At 70.8% G+C, this 24,550-nt stretch carries 25 protein-coding genes; 16 read left to right on the forward strand and 9 right to left on the reverse strand.

Annotated elements, in window-relative coordinates; all coding sequences use genetic code 11:
* Position 1: 1 nt before the first annotated feature.
* The gene (locus tag N5875_RS29415; protein WP_318207177.1) at positions 2–502 is read left to right on the forward strand and encodes a PH domain-containing protein; all 501 of its coding nucleotides are present in this window, start codon (positions 2–4) and stop codon (positions 500–502) included.
* Positions 499–2,070 carry a PH domain-containing protein gene (locus N5875_RS29420; RefSeq protein WP_318207176.1) on the forward strand — a complete coding sequence of 524 codons (1,572 nt, stop codon included), beginning with the start codon at positions 499–501 and terminating at the stop codon, positions 2,068–2,070. The genes N5875_RS29415 and N5875_RS29420 overlap by 4 nt, the downstream gene beginning before the upstream one ends.
* 25 nt (positions 2,071–2,095) lie before the next feature.
* Here N5875_RS29420 and pgl read toward each other — a convergent pair whose 3' ends face one another.
* From pgl to tkt, 5 genes are read right to left on the reverse strand one after another with little or no spacing between them, the layout of a single operon-like run.
* Entirely contained in the window at positions 2,096–2,878 is a 783-nt protein-coding gene (pgl, locus tag N5875_RS29425) for a 6-phosphogluconolactonase (RefSeq protein WP_338497198.1), read from the reverse strand.
* On the reverse strand, positions 2,875–3,948 hold the full coding sequence (gene opcA / locus N5875_RS29430) for a glucose-6-phosphate dehydrogenase assembly protein OpcA (protein ID WP_338497200.1): 1,074 nt from the start codon (positions 3,946–3,948) through the stop codon (positions 2,875–2,877). The genes pgl and opcA overlap by 4 nt, the downstream gene beginning before the upstream one ends.
* A complete protein-coding gene (gene zwf, locus N5875_RS29435) occupies positions 3,945–5,477 on the reverse strand; it encodes a glucose-6-phosphate dehydrogenase (protein ID WP_318207173.1) in 1,533 nt (510 codons plus the stop codon). Before zwf ends, opcA begins: the two co-directional genes overlap by 4 nt.
* Before the next feature lie 5 nt (positions 5,478–5,482).
* Positions 5,483–6,601, reverse strand: coding sequence for a transaldolase (gene tal, locus N5875_RS29440; RefSeq protein ID WP_338497203.1), 1,119 nt, complete (start codon positions 6,599–6,601; stop codon positions 5,483–5,485).
* A 36-nt stretch (positions 6,602–6,637) separates the two neighbouring features.
* Positions 6,638–8,725: a transketolase gene (tkt, locus tag N5875_RS29445; RefSeq protein WP_338497205.1), complete on the reverse strand. Its 2,088-nt coding sequence runs from the start codon at positions 8,723–8,725 to the stop codon at positions 6,638–6,640.
* 336 nt (positions 8,726–9,061) lie between these two features.
* Here tkt and N5875_RS29450 point away from each other — a divergent pair, with 336 nt between their 5' ends.
* From N5875_RS29450 to N5875_RS29460, 3 genes are all read left to right on the forward strand, one after another.
* Complete coding sequence (locus tag N5875_RS29450) at positions 9,062–10,009, forward strand: heme o synthase (protein WP_187624012.1); 948 nt, start codon at positions 9,062–9,064, stop codon at positions 10,007–10,009.
* A 153-nt stretch (positions 10,010–10,162) separates the two neighbouring features.
* Complete coding sequence (locus tag N5875_RS29455; RefSeq protein ID WP_318207170.1) at positions 10,163–10,483, forward strand: hypothetical protein; 321 nt, start codon at positions 10,163–10,165, stop codon at positions 10,481–10,483.
* A gap of 84 nt (positions 10,484–10,567) precedes the next feature.
* The gene (locus N5875_RS29460) at positions 10,568–11,668 is read left to right on the forward strand and encodes an amidohydrolase family protein (protein WP_318207169.1); all 1,101 of its coding nucleotides are present in this window, start codon (positions 10,568–10,570) and stop codon (positions 11,666–11,668) included.
* Between the two features lie 31 nt (positions 11,669–11,699).
* Here N5875_RS29460 and N5875_RS29465 read toward each other — a convergent pair whose 3' ends face one another.
* From N5875_RS29465 to N5875_RS29475, 3 genes are all read right to left on the reverse strand, one after another.
* Positions 11,700–12,668 carry a COX15/CtaA family protein gene (locus tag N5875_RS29465; protein ID WP_318207168.1) on the reverse strand — a complete coding sequence of 323 codons (969 nt, stop codon included), beginning with the start codon at positions 12,666–12,668 and terminating at the stop codon, positions 11,700–11,702.
* 75 nt (positions 12,669–12,743) lie between these two features.
* On the reverse strand, positions 12,744–13,511 hold the full coding sequence (locus tag N5875_RS29470; protein WP_318207167.1) for an ABC transporter permease: 768 nt from the start codon (positions 13,509–13,511) through the stop codon (positions 12,744–12,746).
* Complete coding sequence (locus N5875_RS29475; RefSeq protein ID WP_318207166.1) at positions 13,508–14,443, reverse strand: ABC transporter ATP-binding protein; 936 nt, start codon at positions 14,441–14,443, stop codon at positions 13,508–13,510. Before N5875_RS29475 ends, N5875_RS29470 begins: the two co-directional genes overlap by 4 nt.
* 265 nt (positions 14,444–14,708) lie before the next feature.
* On the opposite strand from N5875_RS29475, the gene N5875_RS29480 reads away from it, so the two are divergent.
* From N5875_RS29480 to N5875_RS29515, 8 genes are all read left to right on the forward strand, one after another.
* Positions 14,709–15,434: a metalloregulator ArsR/SmtB family transcription factor gene (locus N5875_RS29480; RefSeq protein ID WP_318207165.1), complete on the forward strand. Its 726-nt coding sequence runs from the start codon at positions 14,709–14,711 to the stop codon at positions 15,432–15,434.
* The gene (gene sufB / locus N5875_RS29485; RefSeq protein WP_318207164.1) at positions 15,431–16,846 is read left to right on the forward strand and encodes a Fe-S cluster assembly protein SufB; all 1,416 of its coding nucleotides are present in this window, start codon (positions 15,431–15,433) and stop codon (positions 16,844–16,846) included. Before N5875_RS29480 ends, sufB begins: the two co-directional genes overlap by 4 nt.
* Positions 16,847–16,911: 65 nt before the next feature.
* A complete protein-coding gene (sufD, locus tag N5875_RS29490; protein WP_318207163.1) occupies positions 16,912–18,093 on the forward strand; it encodes a Fe-S cluster assembly protein SufD in 1,182 nt (393 codons plus the stop codon).
* Positions 18,093–18,410: a bifunctional 3-phenylpropionate/cinnamic acid dioxygenase ferredoxin subunit gene (locus N5875_RS29495; protein WP_030322524.1), complete on the forward strand. Its 318-nt coding sequence runs from the start codon at positions 18,093–18,095 to the stop codon at positions 18,408–18,410. Before sufD ends, N5875_RS29495 begins: the two co-directional genes overlap by 1 nt.
* A 7-nt stretch (positions 18,411–18,417) precedes the next feature.
* Entirely contained in the window at positions 18,418–19,185 is a 768-nt protein-coding gene (sufC, locus tag N5875_RS29500) for a Fe-S cluster assembly ATPase SufC (protein ID WP_318207162.1), read from the forward strand.
* The gene (locus tag N5875_RS29505; protein ID WP_030322528.1) at positions 19,182–20,450 is read left to right on the forward strand and encodes a cysteine desulfurase; all 1,269 of its coding nucleotides are present in this window, start codon (positions 19,182–19,184) and stop codon (positions 20,448–20,450) included. The genes sufC and N5875_RS29505 overlap by 4 nt, the downstream gene beginning before the upstream one ends.
* 9 nt (positions 20,451–20,459) lie before the next feature.
* Positions 20,460–20,924 carry a Fe-S cluster assembly sulfur transfer protein SufU gene (gene sufU, locus N5875_RS29510; protein ID WP_318207161.1) on the forward strand — a complete coding sequence of 155 codons (465 nt, stop codon included), beginning with the start codon at positions 20,460–20,462 and terminating at the stop codon, positions 20,922–20,924.
* Positions 20,921–21,259, forward strand: coding sequence for a metal-sulfur cluster assembly factor (locus N5875_RS29515; protein ID WP_055602247.1), 339 nt, complete (start codon positions 20,921–20,923; stop codon positions 21,257–21,259). Before sufU ends, N5875_RS29515 begins: the two co-directional genes overlap by 4 nt.
* Positions 21,260–21,346: 87 nt before the next feature.
* Here the strand turns inward: N5875_RS29515 and N5875_RS29520 are convergent, their stop codons facing one another.
* A complete protein-coding gene (locus N5875_RS29520) occupies positions 21,347–22,417 on the reverse strand; it encodes an oxidoreductase (protein WP_338497217.1) in 1,071 nt (356 codons plus the stop codon).
* Between the two features lie 63 nt (positions 22,418–22,480).
* Between N5875_RS29520 and N5875_RS29525 the strand changes: the two genes are divergently transcribed.
* The 3 genes from N5875_RS29525 to dapD all read left to right on the forward strand — a co-directional run bounded on the left by N5875_RS29525 (position 22,481) and on the right by dapD (position 24,508).
* Positions 22,481–22,801, forward strand: a complete 321-nt coding sequence (locus N5875_RS29525; protein WP_318207159.1) for a multidrug efflux SMR transporter — start codon at positions 22,481–22,483, stop codon at positions 22,799–22,801.
* Positions 22,801–23,415, forward strand: a complete 615-nt coding sequence (locus N5875_RS29530; protein WP_338497219.1) for a TetR family transcriptional regulator — start codon at positions 22,801–22,803, stop codon at positions 23,413–23,415. The genes N5875_RS29525 and N5875_RS29530 overlap by 1 nt, the downstream gene beginning before the upstream one ends.
* 109 nt (positions 23,416–23,524) lie before the next feature.
* Positions 23,525–24,508: a 2,3,4,5-tetrahydropyridine-2,6-dicarboxylate N-succinyltransferase gene (gene dapD, locus N5875_RS29535; RefSeq protein WP_318207157.1), complete on the forward strand. Its 984-nt coding sequence runs from the start codon at positions 23,525–23,527 to the stop codon at positions 24,506–24,508.
* Positions 24,509–24,550 lie beyond the last annotated feature (42 nt).

Below are 24,550 nucleotides of genomic sequence, written 5' to 3' on the forward strand. Positions count from 1 at the left end.
CATGACGGGGGAGAACGCGGTGCGGCTGCGGCCGCCCAGGAACGCCGTGGACGAGCGGGCCGTCGCCTGGTGGCGGAGCCGGCTGCTCGTGACCACCGCCGTACCGGTGGTGGTCCTCGGCGTCCTCGGCGCCTTCATCGGGCCCGCCCGGTTCTGGCTGCTGGTCTCGGCCGCGGCCGTGGCCGCCGTGGGCCTCGCCAGTACCGCGTTCTTCCCCGCCTGGTGGTTCCGGGTGCACCGCTGGGAGGTCACCGAGGACGCCGTCTACGTCCGCACGGGGGCCATCTGGCAGGAATGGCGCATCGCTCCCATGTCCCGGATCCAGACCGTCGACACCTCGCGCGGCCCGCTGGAGCAGGCCTTCCGGCTCGCCACCGTCACGGTGACCACCGCCTCCTCCAAGGGCGCCATCCGGATCGAGGGCCTCGACCACGAGCTGGCCGCCGGGCTCGCCGAGCGGCTGACCCTCATCACCCAGGCCACCCCCGGGGACGCCACATGAGCGAGGCACCGGACACGGTGACGGAGGCCGCCGCCCACGGGAGCCAGGAGACGGACTGGCTCCGGCTCGACCCCCGTACCGTCCTCGTCCGGGTCGTCCTCTTCGCCGGCGTCCTCGTCGGCGCCGCGCTGCCCGTCACCTTCGCGCTGGCCGGGCCCCGCCCGCTCTGGCAGGCCGCCGCCTGGGTCGCCGCGGGCGTCGCCCTCGCCCTGCTCGCCGACATCGTCGCGGAGACCCTCCGGCTCCGCCGCACCCGCTACCGCGTCGGCACCGAGAGGGTGGAGCTCCACACCGGACTCCTCGTCGTCCAGCGCCGCTCGCTCGCCCGTGAGCGCATCCGCAGCGCCGACCTCACCGCCAACCCGCTCCAGCGTGTCCTCGGCCTCGTCAAGGTCCGTATCGGCACCGGCGAGCACACCGGCGGCAGCGACTCCACGCTCGAACTCGACCTGGTCACCCGGGCCGAGGGGGAGCGGCTGCGCCACGAACTGCTCGCCCGCCCAGCGGTCACCCCCGAGGAACCGGACCACGACAACACCCTCGCGACCCTCGACCCGCGCTGGATCCGCTACGCCCCCGTCTCCTTCCTCGCCCCCGCCCTCGGCGGCGCGGCGGCCGGCGCCGTCATGCAGGTCAGTGAGTGGTTCGGCGCCCAGGGAGAGGTCATCGACTGGATAGGGGACCGCTTCCAGGACGTCTCCATCCCCTGGATGATCGTCGCCCTGGTCCTCCTCGCCACCGTCGCCGGAGCCGTCGGCGCGCTCGGCCTCTGGGTCGAGATGTGGTGGAACTACCGTCTGGAGCGCGAGCCCGGCGGCACCCTGCGGGTCTCCCGCGGCCTCTTCACCGCCCGCTCGGTCTCCATAGAGGAGCGCAGGCTGCGCGGCATCGAGCTGGTCGAGCCGCTCGGCGTCCGGCTGCTCGGGGCCGCCCGGGTCGACGCCGTCGCCACCGGTCTCGTCAAGGACGACGCCGACAAGCACGCCGACCTCAAGAGCCTGCTGCCGGCCGCGGAGCGGCCGGTGGCCGACCGGGTCGCCGCCCAGGTCCTGCGCGAGCCGGAGCCGCCCACCGGGGCGCCCCTCGCCCCCCACCCCCGGGCCGCCCGCACCCGGAGGGTGCGCTGGGCGCTGTGGAGCGTCCTGGTGCCCGTGACGGTCCTCGTCCTTCTCGGGCTGCTCCTCACCCCGGTCCTGCTGTACGTGGCGGCCGGCTGCGCGGTCGTCCTCGTCCCGGTCGCCGTGCTGTTCGCCCTCGACGCGTACCGCGCACTCGGACACGGCGTCAGCGGCGCCTATCTGGTGACCCGTTCGGGTACGGTCCGGCGGGCCACGGTCGCCCTCCAGCGTTCCGGCGTCATCGGCTGGACCGTCAAGCAGTCGTACTTCCAGCGGCGGGCCGGCGTGCTGACCCTCACCGCCACCACGGCCGCCGGAGCGGGCGCGTACGACATCCTCGACGTGGGCCGGAGCCAGGGCCTGACCTTCGCCGCCGGGGCCGTACCGGACCTGCTCACGCCCTTCCTCGAACCCGTACCGACGCAGGAGGCCCGGTCCACCGAAAGGTGAACCGGGCCTCCATGGCGTCGTCGCGTCAGGCGGACGCCGGCGGGTACAGACTCCGCGGCAGCTCCGAGGCCGCCGCCGCGTCCAGCAGCCACAGCGTGCGCGAGCGGCCGTAGGCGCCGGCCGCCGGGGCCTGCACCTCGCCCGGGCCCGACAGTGCGATCGCCGCCGCCTTCGCCTTGTCCTCACCTGCCGCGAGCAGCCAGACCTCCTTGGCCGCCCGGATCGCCGGAAGCGTCAGCGAGACCCGTACCGGCGGCGGCTTGGGCGCGCCGTGCACGCCGACCACCGTCCGCTCGGTCTCGCGGACCGCGGGCAACTCCGGGAAGAGCGAGGCCACATGGGTGTCCGGGCCGACGCCCAGCATCAGGACGTCGAAGGTCGGCACCCCGCCATGGTCACCAGGGCCCGCGGCGGCGGCGAGCTCCTCCGCGTACGCGGCCGCGGCCGCGTCCACGTCGGAGCCGTACGGGCCGTCCGAGGCCGGCATGGCATGCACCCGTGCCGGGTCGAGCGGCACCCGGTCGAGGAGCGCCTCCCGGGCCTGGGTGACGTTCCGCTCGGGGTCGCCCTCGGGCAGGAACCGCTCGTCGCCCCACCACAGGTCGAGCCGCGACCAGTCGATCGCGTCCCGCGCGGGCGCCGAACCGAGCGCCGCAAGCAGGCCGTTGCCGTTGCGCCCGCCGGTGAGCACCACCGAGGCGGCGCCGCGGGCGGCCTGGGCGTCCACGATCTTCGTGATCAGCCGGGCGGCCGCGGCCTCGGCCATCAGCTCCTTGTCGCGGTGGACGACCAGCTGGGGCGTGCTCACTTGGCCGCCGCCTTCTTGGCCGGGGCCTTCTTCGCGGCGGGCTTCGCGGCGGGCTTCGCGGCGGGCTCGGCCGCCGGGGCGGCCGACTCCGCAGCGGTTTCCACGGCGGTCTCCACGACGACGTCGGGGGCGGTGACGGCCGCCTCCTCGTCGAGCCGCTCAAGGCCGAACTTGAGTGCCGTCGCGTAGGTGTCGTCCGGGTCCAGCCGGCGCAGCTCCTCCGCGATCAGCTCGGCCGTGTCGCGGCGCTTGAGCGCCACCGCACGGTCGGGCTGCCCCTGGATGGAGAGCGTGGCGAGCGAGCCGTCCGGCCGGTCGAGGACGATCGGGCCGGAGCTGGTCTGCATCCGTACGGAGGTGAGACCGGGCCCCGCCGACTTCGAGCGGCGCACCGGAATCTTCAGCCGCTCCGCCAGCCACATGGCGAGCAGCTCGACGCTCGGGTTGAACTCCTCGCCCTCGACCTCGGCGGAGGTCACCTCGCACACGACCTGGTCGAGCGCGGCGGCGAGCATCGAACGCCACGGGGTGATCCGGGTCCACGAGAGGTCCGTGTCGCCCGGGGTGTACGCGTCCGCGCGCGCGGTCAGCTCCTGGATGGGCTGCTCGGCGGCGTACGTGTCGGTCACCCGGCGCTGGGCGAGCGCGCCCAGCGGGTCCTTCGCCGGGTCGGTCGGCGCGTTCACCGGCCACCAGACGACGACGGGGGCGTCCGGGAGGAGCAGCGGCAGCACCACCGACTGGGCGTGGTCGCCGACCTCGCCGTACAGCCGGAGGACCACCGTCTCACCGGTGCTGGCGTCGGCGCCGAGGCGGACCTCGGCGTCGAGTCGTGCCTTGGAACGGTCCCGCGGGGAGCGCGAGACCCGCTTGATGACGACGAGGGTCCGCGAGGGGTGCTCGCGGGACGCCTCGTTCGCGGCCTTCAGCGCGTCGTAGGCGTTCTCCTCGTCGGTCACGATGACGAGGGTGAGCACCATGCCGACGGCCGGCGTGCCGATCGCCCGCCGCCCGAGCACCAGCGCCTTGTTGATCTTGGAGGACGTGGTGTCCGTCAGGTCGGTCTTCATGGCCGGCGCCAGCTCCGTCCGTCTCGTGCGAGCATCTCGTCCGCCTCGACCGGACCCCAGGTCCCGGACTGGTACTGCGCGGGCTTGCCGTGCTTGTCCCAGAACTGCTCGATCGGGTCGAGGATCTTCCAGGACAGCTCGACCTCCTCCACGCGCGGGAAGAGGTTCGAGTCACCGAGCAGGACGTCGAGGAGGAGACGCTCGTACGCCTCGGGGCTGGACTCCGTGAAGGACTCGCCGTAGGCGAAGTCCATCGACACGTCCCGGATCTCCATCTGGGTGCCGGGCACCTTGGAGCCGAACCGCACCGTCACGCCCTCGTCCGGCTGGACCCGGATGACGATGGCGTTGCGGCCGAGTTCCTCGGTCGCGGTGGAGTCGAAGGGGGAGTGCGGGGCACGCTGGAAGACGACCGCGATCTCGGTGACGCGGCGGCCGAGCCGCTTGCCGGTGCGCAGGTAGAAGGGGACGCCCGCCCAGCGGCGGTTGTCGATCTCCAGCTTGATGGCCGCGTAGGTGTCGGTCTTCGACTGGGGGTCGATGCCGTCTTCCTGGAGGTAGCCGACGGCCTTCGCGCCGCCCTGCCAGCCTGCCGCGTACTGACCGCGGACCGTGGACTTGCCCAGGTCCTTGGGCACCTTCACCGCGCCGAGGACCTTGGTCTTCTCGGCGGCCAGCGCGTCGGCGTCGAAGGAGCCGGGCTCCTCCATCGCGGTCAGCGCGAGCAGCTGGAGCAGGTGGTTCTGGATGACGTCACGGGCGGCGCCGATGCCGTCGTAGTAGCCGGCGCGGCCGCCGATGCCGATGTCCTCGGCCATGGTGATCTGCACGTGGTCGACGTACGACCGGTTCCAGATCGGCTCGAAGAGGGTGTTGGCGAAGCGGAGCGCCAGGATGTTCTGGACGGTCTCCTTGCCGAGGTAGTGGTCGATCCGGAAGACCTCGTTCGGCGGGAAGACCTCGTGGACGACCTCGTTGAGCTCCTTGGCGGAGACCAGGTCGTGGCCGAAGGGCTTCTCGATGACCGCGCGGCGCCAGGAGCCGTCCTTCTGGTCGGCGAGCCCGTGCTTCTTGAGCTGCTGGACGACCTTGGGGAAGAACTTCGGCGGGACCGACAGGTAGAAGGCGAAGTTGCCGCCCGTGCCCTGCGCCTTGTCCAGCTCCTCGATGGTGTCCTTGAGCTGTTCGAAGGCGTCGTCGTCGTCGAAGTCGCCCTGGACGAAACGCATCCCCTGGATCAGCTGCTGCCACACCTCCTCGCGGAACGGGGTGCGCGCGTGCTGCTCGACGGCGTCGTGGACCTCCTGCGCGAAGTCCTCGTCCTGCCACTCACGGCGGGCGAAGCCGATGAGCGAGAAGCCCGGCGGCAGCAGGCCGCGGTTGGCCAGGTCGTAGACGGCAGGCATCAGCTTCTTACGGGACAAATCGCCCGTGACGCCGAAGATCACCAGACCCGACGGCCCCGCGATGCGCGGGAGCCGTCGGTCTGCGGCGTCACGGAGCGGGTTGGCTCCGTGGACTGCGCTCAAAGTGCTTACGCCTCCGAAGGTGCGAGGCGCGAGAGCTCCGCCTCGGTGGACTTGAGAAGGTCGTTCCAGGACGCCTCGAACTTCTCGACGCCCTCGTCCTCCAGGAGCTGGACGACATCGTCGTACGCGATGCCCAGCTTCTCGACGGCCGCGAGCTCGGCACGCGACTGGTCGTAGGTGCCGCGCACGGTGTCACCGGCGACCACGCCGTGGTCGGCGGTGGCCTCCAGGGTGGCCTCCGGCATGGTGTTGACCGTGCCCGGGGCGACCAGGTCCACGACGTACAGGGTGTCCTTGTACGCCGGGTCCTTGACGCCGGTCGAGGCCCACAGCGGACGCTGCTTGTTGGCCTGCGCCTTGTCGAGGGCGGCCCAGCGCTCCGAGGAGAAGACCTCCTCGTACGCCTCGTACGCCAGACGCGCGTTGGCCAGGGCGGCCTTGCCCTTGAGGGTCTTGGCCTCGTCGGTGCCGAGGGCGTCCAGACGCTTGTCGATCTCCGAGTCCACCCGGGACACGAAGAAGGAGGCCACCGAGTGGATCTTGGAGAGGTCGAGGCCGCGCTCGCGGGCCTTCTCCAGGCCCGCCAGGTAGGCGTCCATGACCGCGCGGTAGCGCTCGAGCGAGAAGATCAGCGTCACGTTGACGCTGATGCCGAGGCCGATGACCTCGGTGATCGCCGGCAGACCCGCCTTGGTGGCCGGGATCTTGATGAGCGTGTTGGGGCGGTCCACCAGCCAGGCCAGCTGCTTGGCCTCGGCGATGGTGGCGGTCGTCTCGTGGGCGAGACGGGGGTCGACCTCGATGGAGACCCGGCCGTCCTGGCCCTCGGTCGCCTCGAAGACCGGCCGCAGGATGTCGGCGGCGTCGCGGACGTCCGCCGTCGTGATCATGCGGATGGCCTCGTCGACGGTCACCTTGCGGGCGGCGAGGTCGGCGAGCTGCTGCTCGTAACCGTCACCGTGCGAGATGGCCTTCTGGAAGATCGACGGGTTCGTGGTCACACCGACCACATGGCTCTGGTCGATGAGCTCGGCCAGGTTGCCGGACGTGATCCGCTTGCGCGAGAGGTCGTCCAGCCAGATCGCGACGCCTTCGTCGGAGAGGCGCTTGAGAGCGTCTGTCATGAGAATTCCATCTCCATTAAGTCGTACGTATGCGCGTCAGCGCGCGGCGGCGTCGATCGATTCCCGCGCGGCGGCGACGATCGCCTCCGGCGTGAATCCGAACTCGCGGAAGAGGACCTTCGCGTCCGCCGAGGCACCGAAGTGCTCCAGGGAGACGATCCGGCCGGCGTCCCCGACGTAGCGGTGCCAGGTGAGGCCGATACCGGCCTCGACCGCGACGCGGGCCGTGACCGACGGCGGCAGGACGGAGTCCTTGTACGCCTGGTCCTGCTCCTCGAACCACTCGACGGACGGCATCGAGACCACCCGGGTCGGGACACCGGCGGCCTGGAGCTGCTCGCGGGCCTCGACGGCCAGGTGCACCTCGGAACCGGTACCGATCAGCACGACCTCGGGCGAGCCGCCCTCGGCCTCGAACAGCACGTAGCCGCCCTTGACCGTGTCCTCGTTCGGCGCGTACGTCGGCACGCCCTGACGGGTCAGCGCGAGGCCGTGCGGGGCGCCCTTGCCGTAGACCTTCGTGTGGCGCTGCATGATCTCGCGCCAGGCGATGGCCGTCTCGTTGGCGTCGGCCGGACGGACCACGTTGAGACCCGGGATCGCGCGCAGCGAGGCCAGGTGCTCCACCGGCTGGTGCGTCGGGCCGTCCTCGCCCAGACCGATCGAGTCGTGGGTCCAGACGTACGTGACGGGGAGGTGCATCAGCGCGGACAGACGCACGGCGTTGCGCATGTAGTCGGAGAACACCAGGAAGGTGCCGCCGTAGATGCGCGTGTTGCCGTGCAGCGCGATGCCGTTCATCTCCGCGGCCATGGAGTGCTCGCGGATGCCGAAGTGGATCGTGCGGCCGTACTTGTCGGCCTCCGGCAGCGGGTTGCCCTCGGGCAGGAACGACGAGTCCTTGTCGATCGTCGTGTTGTTGGAGCCGGCGAGGTCGGCCGAGCCGCCCCACAGCTCCGGGATGACCGCGCCGAGCGCCTTGAGGACCTGGCCCGAGGCGGCACGGGTGGCGACACCCTTGCCCGGCTCGAAGACCGGGAGCTTCTCGGCCCAGCCGGCCGGGAGTTCGTTCGCCTGGATGCGGTCGAACTCGGCGGCGCGCTCCGGGTTGGCCGTACGCCACTCGGCGAGCGACTTTTCCCACGCGGCGCGGGCCTCACGGCCGCGGTCGCCGAGCGAGCGGGTGTGCGCGATCACCTCGTCGGTGACCTCGAAGGTCTGCTCCGGGTCGAAACCGAGGACGCGCTTGGTGGCCGCGATCTCCTCGTCGCCGAGCGCCGAGCCGTGCGCGGCCTCGGTGTTCTGCGCGTTCGGGGCGGGCCAGGCGATGATCGAGCGCATCGCGATGAACGACGGGCGCTCGGTCTCGGCCTCGGCGGCCCGGATCGCCGCGTACAGACCGGCCGGGTCCAGGTCGCCGTTGGCCTGCGGCTCGACGCGCTGGACGTGCCAGCCGTACGCCTCGTACCGCTTCATCGTGTCCTCGGACACGGCCGTCTCGGTGTCACCCTCGATCGAGATGTGGTTGTCGTCCCACAGCAGGATCAGGTTGCCGAGCTTCTGGTGGCCGGCGAGCGAGGACGCCTCCGCGGAGATGCCCTCCTGGAGGCAGCCGTCACCGGCGATCGCGTAGATGTGGTGGTCGAACGGGGAGGCGCCGGTGGCGGCCTCCGGGTCGAACAGACCGCGCTCGAAGCGGGCGGCCATCGCCATGCCCACGGCGTTGGCGACACCCTGGCCCAGCGGGCCCGTGGTGGTCTCGACCGCGGCGGTGTGACCGTACTCCGGGTGACCCGGGGTCTTCGAGCCCCAGGTGCGGAAGGCCTTCAGGTCGTCCAGCTCAAGACCGAACCCACCCAGGTACAGCTGGGTGTAGAGGGTCAGGGACGAGTGTCCCGCGGAGAGGACGAACCGGTCGCGCCCGACCCACTCGGGGTCGGCCGGGTCGTGCCGCATCACCTTCTGGAAGAGGGTGTACGCGGCGGGCGCCAGGCTCATCGCCGTACCGGGATGGCCGTTGCCGACCTTCTGTACGGCGTCCGCCGCCAGGATGCGGGCGGTGTCGACGGCCCGCTGGTCCAACTCGGTCCACTCGAGGTCTGTGGTGGTCGGCTTAGTGCTCACCCTGGGTCAGGGCTCCTCTCCACATGTCTGAAGCCGGTGACTGAGGGTGTACCGGCGTTGTCGAGCCTACCCCCGCCGGAACGCCCTTCTTTTCGTGTGCATGCCCCTCAAATGAGCGGACACAGCAAGACTGCCGCCGCCCGTGTGAGTTCGCCTCCCGAAGCCCTACCCGGGCGTGTCCACGCCTTGGGACACACCCGGGACACACCCCCTCAACACGACCCCACCCCCGCGAAGATCGGCGTCTGGGCAACGTCTACAGTGGCGTGGTACGCGCAAGCTTCACCCCGCCTTCATCCGGGGAGCTTGCTGGGAATTTCTCTGTCAGGGGTGTGCGTGACGGCCGTCGAGTCCCGACCCGCAGGGGTCGTCTTGACTCCCAGCCCGGGGGGCCATCGGCCGTTCGGGGCCCGCGTCAAGGCATACGTGGCGCTGACCAAGCCGCGGATCATCGAACTGCTGCTCATCACCACCGTTCCGGTGATGTTCCTCGCCGAGCAGGGCGTGCCCGACCTGTGGCTGGTGCTCGCCACCTGCTTCGGCGGCTACCTGTCGGCGGGCGGCGCCAACGCGCTGAACATGTACATCGACCGCGACATCGACGCGCTGATGGACCGCACCTCGCAGCGTCCGCTGGTCACCGGCGTCCTGACGCCGCGCGAGGGACTGGTCTTCGGCCTCACCCTCGCCGTGGTCTCCACGCTCTGGTTCGGCCTGCTCGTCAACTGGCTCTCGGCCGCACTCTCGCTCGGCGCGCTCCTCTTCTACGTCGTCGTCTACACGATGATCCTGAAGCGCCGCACCGCGCAGAACATCGTCTGGGGCGGGATCGCCGGCTGCCTGCCGGTCCTCATCGGCTGGTCGGCCGTCACCGACTCGATGTCCTGGGCGGCGATCATCCTCTTCGCCGTCATCTTCTTCTGGACGCCGCCGCACTACTGGCCGCTGTCGATGAAGGTGAAGGACGACTACGCGCGCGCCGGCGTGCCGATGCTGCCGGTCCTCGCCTCCAACAAGGTCGTCGCCAAGCAGATCGTCGCGTACAGCTGGGTGATGGTCGCCGTCTCGCTGCTGCTCACGCCGCTCGGTTACACCGGCTGGTTCTACCTGACGGTGGCGCTGCTCACCGGCGGCTGGTGGCTCTGGGAGGCGCACGGTCTGCTCAACCGGGCCAAGGCGGGCGCCACCGGCGCGAAGCTCAAGGAGATGCGCCTCTTCCACTGGTCCATCACCTATGTCTCGCTGCTCTTCGTGGCGGTCGCGGTGGACCCCTTCCTCCGGTAGGGCCCGTCAGAAACGTCCCAGGAGGGACTTTCCGGGACGTCTCGACCGACGTCTCCGCTCAGATGATCTGCTCGGCGGGCGGCCGGGTCACGTGGGATAGGCCACGTGACCCGGCCGTCGCCAGTAGATCTACCCCTCGGTAGCATCCTTTTCATGGCAGAAACGAAGCAGGCAGAGCGCAAGGCGGCCAGGCTCGCCAAGGAGATCAAGGCCTTCTCCAAGGAGCACGGCGGCTCCGAGGGGCACCTCGCGCACATCGGTCAGGCGGGCACCCGGATCGTCCTCGTCGGCACCGACGGCGGCTGGGGCGACCTCGTCGCGCCGACGTACGAGATCGCCCGGCAGGCCGCCGAGAAGGCCGAGCTCACCCTCCACGAGGAGTTCGACGGCGAGTTCGCCGCCAAGGTCGCCACCGGCCCGTACGAGTGGACCCGGATGGCCGGTCTCCAGATCGGCGGCCCCTCCAACAGCTGACGAGGCTGGGGCAACAACCTCGCGCGGGGTTCACCCGTTAGGACGTGTGGAGAAGCGACACGGCCACGCAGGGAGCCCCCCGAGATGATCGACACGCCGAGCCTGGTGGACCAGTACTGCCACGGGGTGCTCCGTACGGAGCTCGGCCTCGGCACCTTCGAGGCCCACCTCGGCGCCCAGCTCGGCGGGAGCGGCGCGCTGCCCGCAGCGGGCACCACGTTCTTCGACACCCAGACCGGCTTCGCCGTGCGCCGCTGGTGCCCGCCGCTGCTCGGTCTCGAAGCGCACTGCCCGCCCGCCCGGTATCTCGCGCGCCGCCGCGAACTGGGCGTCGCCGAGACGGGCCGGCGGCTGCTGCGCGCCTCCGGGATCGCCACGTACCTCGTCGACACCGGGCTCCCGGAGGACCTCACGGGACCGGCCGAGCTCGGCGCCACCGGGGCCGCCGAGGCCCATGAGATCGTCCGCCTCGAACCCCTCGCCGAGCAGGTCGCCGACACCTCGGGGACCGTCGAGGCCTTCCTCGCCAACCTCGCCGAGGCCGTCCACGGGGCCGCCGTCCACGCCGTGGCCTTCGCCTCCGTGGCGGGGGTGCGCCAGGGACTCACGTACACGCCCGAACCGCCGGGACCCGGAGAGGTACGCGGGGCCGCGGGGCGCTGGCTCGCCGGACGCCCGGCGGGCGGCCCGCTCACCGACCCCGTCCTGCTGCGCCATCTGCTCTGGATCGCGGTCACCGCCGGACGGCCCCTGCAACTGCACACCGGGGACCGGGACCCGGCCCCGCTCGCCGGATTCGCCGCCGCCACCGCGGGGCTCGGCACCGACCTGGTGCTGCTCCACTCCTACCCGTACCACCGCGCCGCCGCGCACCTGACCGGTGTGCACCCGCACGTGTACGCGGACCTGGGTCCCGTTCTCGCGCACACCGGGGCGCGGGCGGCGGCCGTCCTCGCCGAGGTCCTGGAGCGGGCGCCGTTCGGAAAGCTGCTGTTCTCCAGCGGAGCCCACGGACTGCCCGAGCTCCATGTGGTCGCCGCGAACGTCTTCCGCACCGCCCTCACCCGGGTGCTCGGCGAATGGGTCATGGACGGCGCCTGGTCCCGTACGGACGCCCAGCGTGTCGCCGCCCTGATCGCGGCGGGAAACGCACGACGGGTCTACCGGCTCGCGGGGAGCCGGTAGACCCGTCGTTCTCGTGGGTCGGGCGGAGCGGTCAGGCCTTCGCCAGTTCGGCGTCGGCCTGGGCCGGGATGTCGGCCGTGGGGACCGGGCGCTCGCGCATGCTCAGGGCCAGCCGCAGGACCGCGATCCACATCAGGGACGAGCCGAGCATGTGGACGGCGACCAGGAGCTCGGGGACCCCGGTGAAGTACTGCACGTAGCCGATGCCGCCCTGCGCGAGCAGCACGATCAGCAGGTCGCGGGCGCGGGCCCGGGTGTCGACCGGGGCGTCCACCACACGCAGGACCAGCCACATCGCGAGCGCCAGGGCGCAGACGACCCAGGCGGCGATGGCGTGGAGGTGCGCGGCGTTCGTCCAGTCCCAGGGCATGCGCGGCACGTCGCTGCTGTCACCGGCGTGCTTGCCGGCGCCGGTCACCGCCGTACCGAGCACGATCAGCAGGCCCGCGGTGATCGTGATCGCCCAGGACAGCTTGCGGACCGGGCGGGGCACGCGGGGGCGGGGCTCGGTGTCGCCCTCGCCGGTGCGGTGCCAGGTGACGACCGCGACGGTGAGCAGCGCGTTCGCGGCGAGGAAGTGGCCGGCGACCGTCCACGGGTTGAGGCCCATCCACACCGTGATGCCACCGAGGACGGCGTTGCTCATCACGATCCAGAACTGGGCCCAGCCGAGCCGGGTGAGCCCGCGACGCCACGGCTTGGTGGACCGGGCGGCGATGATCGCCCAGCCGACCGCGGCCGACAGGACGTAGGTCAGCATCCGGTTGCCGAACTCGATCACGCCGCGGTAGCCCTGCTCGGGCGTCACGATCAGGCTGTCGTCGGTGCACTTCGGCCAGGTGTCGCAGCCCAGACCGGAACCGGTCAGTCGGACCGCGCCACCGGTGACGATGATGAGCACGCTCATCACGACGGCGGAGAGCGCGGCGCGCCGGAGCGTCCTGGGGGACGGGGTCCAGCGCCTGGCGATGGAGGCGAGGGGGGTCAGCACGGGCCCCATCGTAGGACGGGGCTTGTGCACGCTTTCACGAGGGGGGTGGCTTGTCGCGAAACGTCACCCTCTGAACCTCTTCGGTCACTCCCAGCGGAAGAACTTCGCCGCCGCGCCGAGGCCGAGGACGGCCCAGACCGCGAGGGTCAGCGCGTCGCCCCAGGGCAGGGCCGCACCGTCCTGGAGGACGGCGCGCAGGCCGTCCGAGAGGGCGGAGATCGGGAGCAGCTCCAGGACCGAGCGGGCGGCGTCCGGGAACTTGTCCAGCGGGACGATGACCCCGCCGCCGACCAGGAGCAGCAGGAAGACCAGGTTGGCGGCGGCCAGGGTGGCCTCCGCCTTCAGCGTGCCCGCCATCAGCAGGCCGAGGCCGGAGAACGCGGCCGTGCCGAGCACCAGGAGGAGGAGCACGGACAGGGGGTTGCCGTGCGGGGACCAGCCGAGGCCCAGGGCGATCGCCGTCAGGAGGACGATCTGGAGGACCTCGGTGACCAGCACGGCGAGCGTCTTGGCGGTCATCAGCGCCCAGCGGGGGAGCGGTGAGGCGCCGAGGCGCTTGAGCACCCCGTACCGCCGCTCGAAACCGGTCGCGATGGCCTGGCCGGTGAACGCGGTCGAGAGGACGGCGAGGGCGAGGATGCCGGGGGCGAGGAAGTCGACGGCCTTGTCGGCGCCGGTGGCGATGATGTCGACCGTGGAGAAGAGCACGAGGAGCAGCGACGGGATGATCACGGTGAGCAGGAGCTGCTCGCCGTTGCGCAGCAGCATCCGGGTCTCCAGCGCCGTCTGCGCCGCGATCATCCGGCCGACGGGGGCGGCGCCCGGCTTCGGGGCGTACGTACCAGTGCTCACGACCGCAGTTCCTTGCCCGTCAGTTCGAGGAAGACGTCCTCGAGAGTGTGGCGCTCGACGGAGATGCCGTCGGGCATGACGCCGTGCTGGGCGCACCAGCTGGTGACCGTGGCCAGCAGCTGCGGGTCGACGGTGCCGGAGATCCGGTACGTGCCCGGGAGCGGCTCCGCCGCGGCCGTGCCGTCGGGCAGCGCCTTGAGCAGGGAGCCCAGGTCGAGTCCGGCGCGTCCGGTGAAGCGGAGGGTGTTCTCGGCGCCGCCCCGGCACAGCTGCTCGGGGCTGCCCTGGGCGGCGACCCGGCCGGCGTCGACGATGGCGACGTCGTCGGCGAGCTCCTCCGCCTCCTGCATGAAGTGGGTGGTGAGGACCACGGTCACCCCGTCGGCGCGCAGCTCGCGCACGAGGTCCCAGGTGGCGCGGCGGGCCTGCGGGTCGAGTCCGGCGGTCGGCTCGTCGAGGAAGACGAGCTCGGGGCGGCCGACGACGGCCATGGCGAGCGCGAGGCGCTGCTGCTGGCCGCCGGAGAGCCGCCGGTAGGTGGTGCGGCCGCAGGAGCCGAGGCCCAGCCTCTCGATCAGCGCGTCCACGTCCAGCGGGTGGGCGTGCAGTCTCGCCATGTGGCGGAGCATCTCGTCGGCGCGGGCGCCGGAGTAGACGCCGCCCGACTGGAGCATGACGCCGATGCGGGGGCGCAGGGCGGCCGCGTCGGCGACCGGGTCGAGGCCGAGGACGCGCACGGTGCCGGCGTCGGGCTTCCGGTAGCCCTCGCAGGTCTCGATGGTGGTGGTCTTGCCGGCCCCGTTGGGGCCGAGGACGGCGGTCACGGTGCCGGACCGCACGTCGAGGTCGAGGCCGTCGACGGCGGTCTTGTTGCCGTACCGCTTGACCAGGCCACGGACCTGGACGGCGGACCCGACGGACTCGTTTCGCATGACGGGAAGTCTAGAGAGGGGTCGGAGGTCCTCCCGGCGCGGGGCCCGGGTCCCCGGACGCGGGCCCCGACGTGCTCTTCGCCGCGGCGGACCCCCCTCGTGGCCTGCGCGTACGGGGTCGCGGGGCGGTCGGATCCGGCCACTCATTCGTCCTACGAATGATCATTTCCGCAGGTCAGGTAAGCCTTACCTGAGTGACGCACCGCACGGTCGGCGCGTCCGGCGCCGCTTGTCAGTCCGAGATTAATTACGCAACAATGGCGTTGTGAAAAACGTTGGCGCGGCTCCGGTGGAGGAACTCGCGACCCGAGAGCGTTCGACGCGCAACCGGGTCGCGCGGTCGATCCTGGACCACGGGCCGTCGACCGTCGCCGATCTGGCCGGCCGGCTCCGCCTCACCCAGGCGGCCGTCCGCCGCCACCTCGACTCGCTGGTCGCCGAGAACGTCGTCGAGGCACGCGAGCAGCGCGTCTACGGCGCGCGTTCCCGCGGCCGCCCCGCGAAGGTCTTCGCGCTCACCGACTGCGGCCGGGACGCCTTCGACCAGTCGTACGACTCGCTCGCGGTCGAGGCGCTCCGGTGGATCGAGCGCAACGCCGGCGGGGAAGCGGCCGTGGCCGCCTTCGCCCGCGACCGGATCGAGGCCCAGGCGGACGCGTACCGCGAGGCCGTCGAGGCGGCGGAGCCCGCGCAGCGCACCGAGGCGCTCGCCAAGGCCCTGACCGCGGACGGGTACGCTGCCACTGCGCGGAACGCGCCGGTCGGCGAGCAGCTCTGCCAGCACCACTGCCCGGTCGCCCACGTCGCCGAGCAGTACCCACAGCTGTGCGAGGCGGAGACGGAGTTCTTCTCCCGCCTCCTGGGAACGCACGTCCAGCGTCTGGCCACCATCGCGCATGGTGACGGCGTCTGCACCACGTTCATCCCGCACAGCGCCCCACAGACCAACGAATCAGCATCCGCAAGCACGGCCGGGAGGAACCCCGCATGACCACCGAGATCAGCCACCCCGAGCTCGAGGGCCTGGGTCGGTACGAGTACGGCTGGGCCGACTCCGACGCCGCCGGTGCCACCGCCAAGCGCGGTCTGAACGAGGACGTCGTCCGCGACATCTCCTCGAAGAAGAACGAGCCCGAGTGGATGCTGAAGCTGCGTCTCAAGGGTCTGCGGCTCTTCGACAAGAAGCCCATGCCGACCTGGGGCTCCGACCTCTCCGGCATCGACTTCGACAACATCAAGTACTTCGTGCGGTCCACCGAGAAGCAGGCCGAGTCCTGGGAGGACCTGCCGGAGGACATCAAGAACACGTACGACAAGCTCGGCATCCCCGAGGCGGAGAAGCAGCGCCTCGTCGCCGGTGTCGCCGCCCAGTACGAGTCCGAGGTCGTCTACCACCAGATCCGCGAGGACCTGGAGGAGCAGGGCGTCATCTTCGTCGACACCGACACCGCGCTGAAGGAGCACGAGGAGCTCTTCAAGGAGTACTTCGGCACCGTCATCCCGGTCGGCGACAACAAGTTCGCCTCGCTGAACACCTCCGTCTGGTCCGGCGGATCGTTCATCTACGTGCCGAAGGGCGTGCACGTCGAGATCCCGCTCCAGGCCTACTTCCGTATCAACACGGAGAACATGGGCCAGTTCGAGCGGACGCTGATCATCGTCGACGAGGACGCCTACGTCCACTACGTCGAGGGCTGCACCGCCCCGATCTACTCCTCGGACTCGCTGCACAGCGCCGTGGTCGAGATCATCGTGAAGAAGGGCGGCCGCTGCCGCTACACGACCATCCAGAACTGGTCGAACAACGTCTACAACCTGGTGACCAAGCGCGCCGTCGCCTACGAGGGCGCCACCATGGAGTGGGTCGACGGCAACATCGGCTCCAAGGTCACCATGAAGTACCCGGCCGTCTACTTGATGGGCGAGCACGCCAAGGGCGAGACCCTGTCCATCGCCTTCGCGGGCGAGGGCCAGCACCAGGACGCCGGCGCCAAGATGGTCCACATGGCTCCGAACACCTCCTCCAACATCGTCTCCAAGTCGGTGGCGCGAGGCGGCGGCCGCACCTCCTACCGCGGTCTCATCGAGATCGGCGAGGGTGCCCCGGGCGCCAAGTCCAACGTGCTCTGCGACGCGCTGCTCGTCGACACGATCTCCCGCTCGGACACGTACCCCTACGTGGACGTGCGCGAGGACGACGTCTCCATGGGCCACGAGGCCACCGTCTCCAAGGTCTCCGAGGACCAGCTCTTCTACCTGATGAGCCGCGGCCTCACCGAGTTCGAGGCCATGGCGATGATCGTCCGCGGCTTCGTCGAGCCCATCGCCAAGGAACTCCCGATGGAGTACGCCCTGGAGCTCAACCGGCTGATCGAGCTGCAGATGGAGGGCTCGGTGGGCTGAGCCCCACCCCGCCCCGCAGCGACCGATTTTCTTTACGTACGCAGGAAGAGAGCAACACGACAGCCATGGCTGAGGCTCAGAACATCCCCGCGGGCTCCACCACCGCGGGCTCGATCGCGGTGGCCGCCGAGTCCACCGTCGCCACGCGCATGAGCGCGCCCCCGTCCTTCGACGTCGCGGACTTCCCCGTCCCGCACGGCCGCGAGGAGGAGTGGCGGTTCACCCCGCTCGCCCGCCTCCGTGGCCTCCACGACGGCACCGCCGTCGCCTCCGGCGAGGGCGTCAAGGTCGAGATCGAGGCCCCCGAGGGCGTCACCGTGGAGACCGTCGGCCGCGAGGACGAGCGCCTCGGCAAGGCCGGCACGCCCGTCGACCGGGTCGCCGCGCAGGCGTACTCCTCCTTCGAGAAGGCCTCGGTCGTCACCGTCGCCAAGGAGGCCGTCCTCGACGAGCCGATCCGCATCACCGTGCACGGTGAGGGCGGTGTCGCCTTCGGCCACCAGGTCATCGAGCTCGGCGCCTTCGCCGAGGCCGTCGTGGTCCTCGACCACTCCGGCGACGCGGTGCTCGCCGCCAACGTCGACTACGTCCTCGGTGACGGCGCCAAGCTGACCGTCGTCTCCGTCCAGGACTGGGACGAGAAGGCCGTCCACGTCGCCCAGCACAACGCCCTGGTCGGCCGCGACGCCTCCTTCAAGTCCGTCATCGTCACCTTCGGCGGCGACGTGGTCCGCATCCACCCGCGGGTCTCCTACGCGGCGCCCGGCGGCGAGGCCGAGCTGTTCGGTCTGTACTTCACCGACGCCGGCCAGCACCAGGAGCACCGCCTCCTGGTCGACCACAACACCCCGCACTGCAAGTCCAACGTGGCCTACAAGGGCGCGCTGCAGGGCCAGGACGCGCACGCCGTCTGGATCGGCGACGTGCTCATCCAGGCCGCGGCCGAGGGCACGGACACGTACGAGCTCAACCGGAACCTGGTCCTCACGGACGGCGCCCGGGTCGACTCCGTACCGAACCTGGAGATCGAGACCGGCGAGATCGCCGGCGCCGGTCACGCCTCGGCCACCGGTCGTTTCGACGACGAGCAGCTCTTCTACCTGATGTCCCGCGGTATCCCGCAGGCCGAGGCCCGCCGCCTCGTCGTCCGCGGCTTCTTCGCGGAGCTCGTCCAGCAGATCGGTCTGCCGGACGTCGAGGAGCGCCTCATCGCCAAGATCGAGGCCGAGCTGGAGGCCTCCGTCTGATGGCCTTCGTCCGAGTCTGCGCGCTGAGCGAGCTGGAGGCCGACACCCCGAAGCGGGTCGAGGTCGACGGCACGCCGGTGTCGGTCGTGCACACCGAGGGCGAGGTGTTCGCGATCAACGACATCTGCTCGCACGCGAACGTCTCCCTCTCGGAGGGCGAGGTCGAGGACTGTGCCATCGAGTGCTGGCTGCACGGGTCGAGCTTCGACCTCCGCACCGGCAAGCCCTCCGGCCTTCCCGCGACGCGCCCCGTCCCCGTATACCCCGTAAAGATCGAAGGGGACGATGTGCTCGTCTCCGTCACCCAGGAGTCCTGAGTCACCCATGGCAACGCTTGAAATCCGCAACCTGCACGTCTCCGTCGAGGCCGAGAACGGCCCCCGCGAGATCCTCAAGGGTGTCGACCTGACCATCAAGCAGGGCGAGACCCACGCCGTCATGGGCCCCAACGGCTCCGGCAAGTCGACCCTGGCGTACTCGCTCGCCGGCCACCCGAAGTACACGATCACCGGCGGCACCGTCACCCTCGACGGTGAGGACGTCCTGGAGATGTCGGTCGACGAGCGCGCCCGCGCCGGTGTCTTCCTGGCCATGCAGTACCCGGTCGAGGTCCCCGGTGTCTCGGTCTCCAACTTCCTGCGGACCTCCGCCACCGCCATCCGCGGCGAGGCCCCCAAGCTGCGCACCTGGGTGAAGGAGGTCAAGTCCGCGATGGAGCAGCTCCAGATGGACCCGGCCTTCGCCGAGCGCAACGTCAACGAGGGCTTCTCCGGCGGTGAGAAGAAGCGCCACGAGATCCTCCAGCTGGAGCTCCTCAAGCCGAAGATCGCGATCCTCGACGAGACCGACTCCGGCCTGGACGTCGACGCGCTGCGCCAGGTCTCCGAGGGCGTCAACCGCGTCCGCGAGACCGGCGAGGTCGGCACCCTGCTGATCACGCACTACACGCGCATCCTGCGCTACATCAAGCCCGACTTCGTCCACGTCTTCTCCGAGGGCCGCATCGTCGAGTCCGGCGGCGCCGAGCTCGCCGACAAACTGGAGAACGAGGGTTACGAGGCCTACAGCACGAAGGGTGGCGCATCCGCGTGACATCTGCCCACCAGGGGCTCTCCGGCCTCCTCGACACCGAGGCGATCCGCAAGGACTTCCCGCTCCTGGATCGCGTGGTCCACGACGGCAAGAAGATCGTGTACCTCGACTCCGCGGCGACTTCGCAGAAGCCGCGGCAGGTCCTCGACGCGCTCAACACGTACTACGAGCGTCACAACGCCAACGTCCACCGCGGCGTGTACACGGTCGCCGAGGAGGCGACGGCGCTGTACGAAGGCGCCCGTGACAAGGTCGCGGCCTTCATCAACGCCCCGAGCCGCGACGAGGTGATCTTCACCAAGAACGCCTCGGAGTCGCTCAACCTGGTGGCCAACATGCTGGGCTGGGCCGACGAGCCCTACCGCGTGGACCACGAGACCGAGATCGCCATCACGGAGATGGAGCACCACTCCAACATCGTGCCGTGGCAGCTTCTCTCGCAGCGCACCGGCGCGAAGCTGAAGTGGTTCGGTCTCACCGACGACGGCCGTCTCGACCTCTCGAACATCGAAGAGGTCATCACCGAGAAGACCAAGATCGTCTCGTTCACGCTGGTCTCGAACCTGCTGGGCACGGTCAATCCGGTCGAGACGATCATCCGTCGCGCCCAGGAGGTCGGTGCGCTCGTCTGCATCGACGCCTCCCAGGCGGCCCCGCACATGGTCCTGGACGTGCAGGCGCTCCAGGCCGACTTCGTGGCCTTCACCGGCCACAAGATGTGCGGCCCGACGGGCATCGGCGTGCTGTGGGGACGGCAGGAGCTCCTGGAGGACCTGCCGCCCTTCCTCGGCGGCGGCGAGATGATCGAGACCGTCTCGATGCACTCCTCGACGTACGCGCCGGCCCCGCACAAGTTCGAGGCGGGTACGCCCCCGATCGCCCAGGCCGTCGGCCTCGGCGCGGCCGTGGACTACCTCTCGGCGATCGGCATGGAGAACATCGCGCGCCACGAGCACGCGATCACCGAGTACGCTGTCCGGCGCCTCCAGGAGGTCCCGGACCTGCGGATCATCGGCCCCACCACGGCCGAGGACCGCGGCGCGGCGATCTCCTTCACGCTCGGCGACATCCACCCGCACGACGTGGGCCAGGTCCTCGACGAGGAGGGCATCGCGGTCCGGGTCGGCCACCACTGCGCGCGGCCGGTCTGCCTGCGGTACGGAATTCCTGCGACCACGCGGGCGTCGTTCTATCTGTACTCCACCCCGGCCGAGGTCGACGCCCTGGTCGCGGGCCTCGAGCACGTACGGAACTTCTTCGGGTAGGGGCTGGTCGTGAAGCTGGATTCGATGTACCAGGACGTCATCCTGGACCACTACAAGCACCCCCACGGGCGCGGTCTTCGGGACGGCGACGCCGAGGTGCACCACGTCAACCCGACGTGCGGCGACGAGATCACGCTCCGCGTGAAGTACGACGGCTCGCGCATCGAGGACGTGTCGTACGAGGGCCAGGGCTGCTCCATCAGCCAGGCCTCGGCGTCCGTCCTCAACGAGCTGCTCGTGGGCAAGGAGCTGGCGGAGGCGCAGAAGATCCAGGGCACCTTCCTGGAGCTGATGCAGTCCAAGGGCCAGATCGAGCCCGACGACGCGATGGAGGAGGTCCTGGAGGACGCGGTCGCGTTCGCCGGAGTCTCCAAGTACCCGGCCCGTGTGAAGTGTGCGCTGCTCAGCTGGATGGCGTGGAAGGACGCGACCGCCCAGGCCCTGGGCGACGCGGCGGAGAGGAAGTCGGCATGACCGAGAACGCCGAGGCCACGATGAAGCCGGCCTCCGAGGAAGAAGTCCGTGAGGCGCTGTACGACGTCGTCGACCCCGAGCTGGGCATCGACGTCGTCAACCTGGGCCTGATCTACGGCATCCACATCGACGAGTCGAACATCGCGACGCTGGACATGACCCTGACGTCGGCGGCCTGTCCGCTGACCGATGTGATCGAGGACCAGGCGAAGTCCGCGACGGACGGCATCGTCAGCGAACTGAAGATCAACTGGGTCTGGATGCCCCCGTGGGGCCCGGACAAGATCACGGACGACGGTCGCGAGCAGCTGCGCGCGCTCGGCTTCAACGTCTGAGACACCACCGCGACACCACCACGCGTGAAACGGCCGTGCCCTTCGGGGCACGGCCGTTTTCGCGTCTCCGAGCGGTTGTTCGCGGCGCTAGCCGAGTCCGGCCGCGCGGGTCAGTTCCGGTGCCAGGTTCTCCCTGCGGATCCGCTGGTCGACGTAGAGCAGCGCGGTGACCAGCGGCGGGAAGACGGAGACGACCGCCTGGCTGATCAGCTGGCCGACGATGAGGAGCGTGACGATCACGATCAGGGACGCCACCACGACGGCGGAGTCCTCGCTGGAGAAGTCGGTGGCCGCCAGCGGGGCCGACGCCAGCGTGGAGAGCAGCTGCTGGATCACCATGCCCACGACGGAGGCCATGACCGCGGCGGCGAGCAGGCAGCCGAACACGCGCCACCAGTCACCGCGGACCAGCTGCGAGGAGCGGCGCATCGAGGCGACCGGGCCCTGACCCTCCATCACGGCCGCCGCCGGGGCCAGGCTGAACTTCACCCAGATCCAGAGGGCGAACGGCAGGGTCGCCAGCGCCATCAGGAACAGGGTCAGGGGAAGGACGAACGAGATCGTGGAGTCCGCCCCGGTGCTCGCGTCGGCGAGCTCGCGGAAGAACGCGACCATCATCGCGACGAAGGCGCTCAGGAAGAGGGCCATCGGGATCAGCAGCGCCAGGCTCGTCAGGAACACGGTGCCGAGCACGGCCGGCATCCGGTCCCAGGCCCGGCGCCAGACCGCGCCGAAGGTCGTGGGGCGGCCGAGTACCGCCTCCTGGACCACGGCCGGGCAGGCCGCCGCCACCAGGGCGTTCGCGCACACGATCGCGATCGTGCCGGCCAGCCAGACGCAGACGAAGGCGATGATCAGTGGACGGATGTCGTCCCACTGCGGCTCCTGGCCCGGGGGCAGGTCGAACACGGCGGGGAAGACGTCGCCGACGACCGCGAACGCGATACCGATCGAGGCTCCGACGACCAGCAGGGCGCCGAGGTAGATCACCGCCGCCACACCGAGGAGCTGCTTCCAGTAGCGGCCGAAGGTCGCGAAGGCACCGGTCAGGATCGTGCTGATGGTGAGCGGCGCCAGGGGTATCACGCCGGGCTTCGGCGGCGGGGGCGGCGGCGGATAGCCGTAGCCGTAGGGCGGCGGCCCTGGGGGAATCGTCATGCGGGACACCGTATCGGTCGGCGATGCGTACGACCGTACGCATCCTTCTGTACGCTTGTACGCATGGGATACGGACTCCTCGCGGGAGCCATCGCGGCCGAGATACTCGCCACCACCTCCATGAAGTACAGCGAGGGTTTCACCAAGCTCCTGCCCTCGATCGTCACCGGCGCGGGCTACCTCATCGCCTTCGCCCTCCTCGCGCAGGCGCTCAAGACGCTCCAGGTCGGCACCGCGTACGCCATCTGGGCCGGCGTCGGCACCGCCGCCGTCGCCGTGATCGGCATCCTCTTCCTCGGCGAGACCCTCAGCCTCGCCAAGGTCGCCGGCATCCTCCTCATCGTCGCCGGGGTCGTCGTCCTCAACCTCGGCGGCGCCCACTGATGGCCCGCGCACGCCGGCACGACCCCGAACGGCGGGACCGGATCGTCGACGCGGCCCTCCGCGTCGCCGGGCGGTCCGGGATCGCCGGGCTGAGCCACCGCACCGTGGCCGCCGAGGCGGACGTGCCGCTCGGCTCGACCACGTACCACTTCGCCTCCCTCGACGAACTCCTCGTCGCCGCCCTCCGCGAGGCCAACGAGGGCTTCGGGCAGCTGCTGAGGGAGCGGCTCACCCCCGCCGCGCCCGGCGTCGGCCTCGGAGCCGTGCCCGGTGCCGAGCTCGCGGCCGTGCCCGGTGCCGAGCTCGCGGCCGTGCTCGCCCGCCTTCTCGGGGAGTGGCTGGGAGGCGAACGCGCCCAGGTGGAGCTGGAGTACGAGCTCTACCTCGCCGCCCTGCGCCGCCCCGCGCTCCGCCCGGTCGCCGCCGAGTGGGCCGCGACCGTGATCTCCGCCCTCGCGGACCACACCGACCCCGTCACCGCGCGCGCCCTGGTCGCCCTCATGGACGGCGTCTGCCTCCAGTGCCTGCTCACCGACGACCCGTACGACGAGGCGTACGCGCGGGAGATGCTGACACGGGTGCTGGCTCCGGGCGCGGGCCCGCCGCGATCCTGAAGGAAGAACCGAAACGGGTCCCTCCGCGCTCGTCGGAACCGCCCATCGGCTCGACCGACACCTGAGACCGGTTGGCCCGCGCGGGGCCCCGCCGGTTAGGTTTTCCGTCATGACCACTGCTCCTCGCACCACCGGCGCCGTCGCCGCCGGCCTCGCCACCATCGCCGGCGACGGCACCGTTCTCGACACCTGGTTCCCCGCCCCCGAGCTGACCGAGGCGGCCGGCCCCGCCGGCACCGAGCGGCTCACCCCCGACGAGGCCGTGAACGCCCTCGGCGAAGGCGCCGCCAAGGCCCTCGGCGTGGACGCCCGCCGGGGCGTCGAGGTGGTCGCCGTCCGCACCGTCATCGCCTCGCTCGACGAGAAGCCGCTCGACGCCCACGACGCGTACCTGCGTCTGCACCTGCTCAGCCACCGCCTGGTCAAGCCGCACGGGCAGAGCCTGGACGGCGTCTTCGGCCTGCTCGCCAACGTCGCCTGGACCTCGCTCGGCCCGGTCGCCGTCGACGACATCGAGAAGGTCCGCCTCAACGCGCGCGCCGAGGGCCTGCACCTCGCCGTCACCAGCATCGACAAGTTCCCGCGGATGACGGACTACGTCGCCCCCGCCGGGGTCCGGATCGCCGACGCCGACCGCGTCCGCCTCGGCGCCCACCTCGCGGCCGGCACCACCGTCATGCACGAGGGCTTCGTCAACTTCAACGCCGGCACCCTCGGCACCTCGATGGTCGAGGGCCGGATCTCCGCCGGTGTCGTCGTCGGCAACGGCTCCGACATCGGCGGCGGCGCCTCCACCATGGGCACCCTCTCGGGCGGCGGCAACGTCGTCATCTCGATCGGCGAGCGCTGCCTGATCGGCGCCGAGGCGGGCGTCGGCATCGCGCTCGGCGACGAGTGCGTCGTCGAGGCCGGTCTGTACGTCACCGCCGGCACCCGGGTCACGATGCCCGACGGCGAGATCGTGAAGGCCCGCGACCTCTCCGGTGGCTCGAACATCCTGTTCCGCCGCAACTCGGTCACCGGCGCCGTCGAGGCCCGCCCGAACAACGCGGTCTGGGGTGGGCTGAACGACATCCTCCACAGCCACAACTGATCCGGTGACTCTGCGTTAACAGAGCGCGGAGTCACCGCACGC

Source organism: Streptomyces sp. SJL17-4 (assembly GCF_036826855.1).
In the GTDB taxonomy this organism is placed as follows: domain Bacteria; phylum Actinomycetota; class Actinomycetes; order Streptomycetales; family Streptomycetaceae; genus Streptomyces.

Coding starts and splice junctions, on each gene's coding strand:
- N5875_RS29415 (WP_318207177.1), top strand. CDS start 2: ATGACGGGGGAGAACGCGGTGCGGCTGCGGCCGCCCAGGAACGCCGTG.
- N5875_RS29420 (WP_318207176.1), top strand. CDS start 499: ATGAGCGAGGCACCGGACACGGTGACGGAGGCCGCCGCCCACGGGAGC.
- opcA (WP_338497200.1), bottom strand. CDS start 3,948: ATGAAGACCGACCTGACGGACACCACGTCCTCCAAGATCAACAAGGCG.
- tal (WP_338497203.1), bottom strand. CDS start 6,601: ATGACAGACGCTCTCAAGCGCCTCTCCGACGAAGGCGTCGCGATCTGG.
- N5875_RS29455 (WP_318207170.1), top strand. CDS start 10,163: ATGGCAGAAACGAAGCAGGCAGAGCGCAAGGCGGCCAGGCTCGCCAAG.
- N5875_RS29460 (WP_318207169.1), top strand. CDS start 10,568: ATGATCGACACGCCGAGCCTGGTGGACCAGTACTGCCACGGGGTGCTC.
- N5875_RS29465 (WP_318207168.1), bottom strand. CDS start 12,668: ATGGGGCCCGTGCTGACCCCCCTCGCCTCCATCGCCAGGCGCTGGACC.
- N5875_RS29475 (WP_318207166.1), bottom strand. CDS start 14,443: ATGCGAAACGAGTCCGTCGGGTCCGCCGTCCAGGTCCGTGGCCTGGTC.
- sufB (WP_318207164.1), top strand. CDS start 15,431: ATGACCACCGAGATCAGCCACCCCGAGCTCGAGGGCCTGGGTCGGTAC.
- sufD (WP_318207163.1), top strand. CDS start 16,912: ATGGCTGAGGCTCAGAACATCCCCGCGGGCTCCACCACCGCGGGCTCG.
- N5875_RS29495 (WP_030322524.1), top strand. CDS start 18,093: ATGGCCTTCGTCCGAGTCTGCGCGCTGAGCGAGCTGGAGGCCGACACC.
- sufC (WP_318207162.1), top strand. CDS start 18,418: ATGGCAACGCTTGAAATCCGCAACCTGCACGTCTCCGTCGAGGCCGAG.
- N5875_RS29515 (WP_055602247.1), top strand. CDS start 20,921: ATGACCGAGAACGCCGAGGCCACGATGAAGCCGGCCTCCGAGGAAGAA.
- N5875_RS29520 (WP_338497217.1), bottom strand. CDS start 22,417: ATGACGATTCCCCCAGGGCCGCCGCCCTACGGCTACGGCTATCCGCCG.
- N5875_RS29525 (WP_318207159.1), top strand. CDS start 22,481: ATGGGATACGGACTCCTCGCGGGAGCCATCGCGGCCGAGATACTCGCC.
- N5875_RS29530 (WP_338497219.1), top strand. CDS start 22,801: ATGGCCCGCGCACGCCGGCACGACCCCGAACGGCGGGACCGGATCGTC.
- dapD (WP_318207157.1), top strand. CDS start 23,525: ATGACCACTGCTCCTCGCACCACCGGCGCCGTCGCCGCCGGCCTCGCC.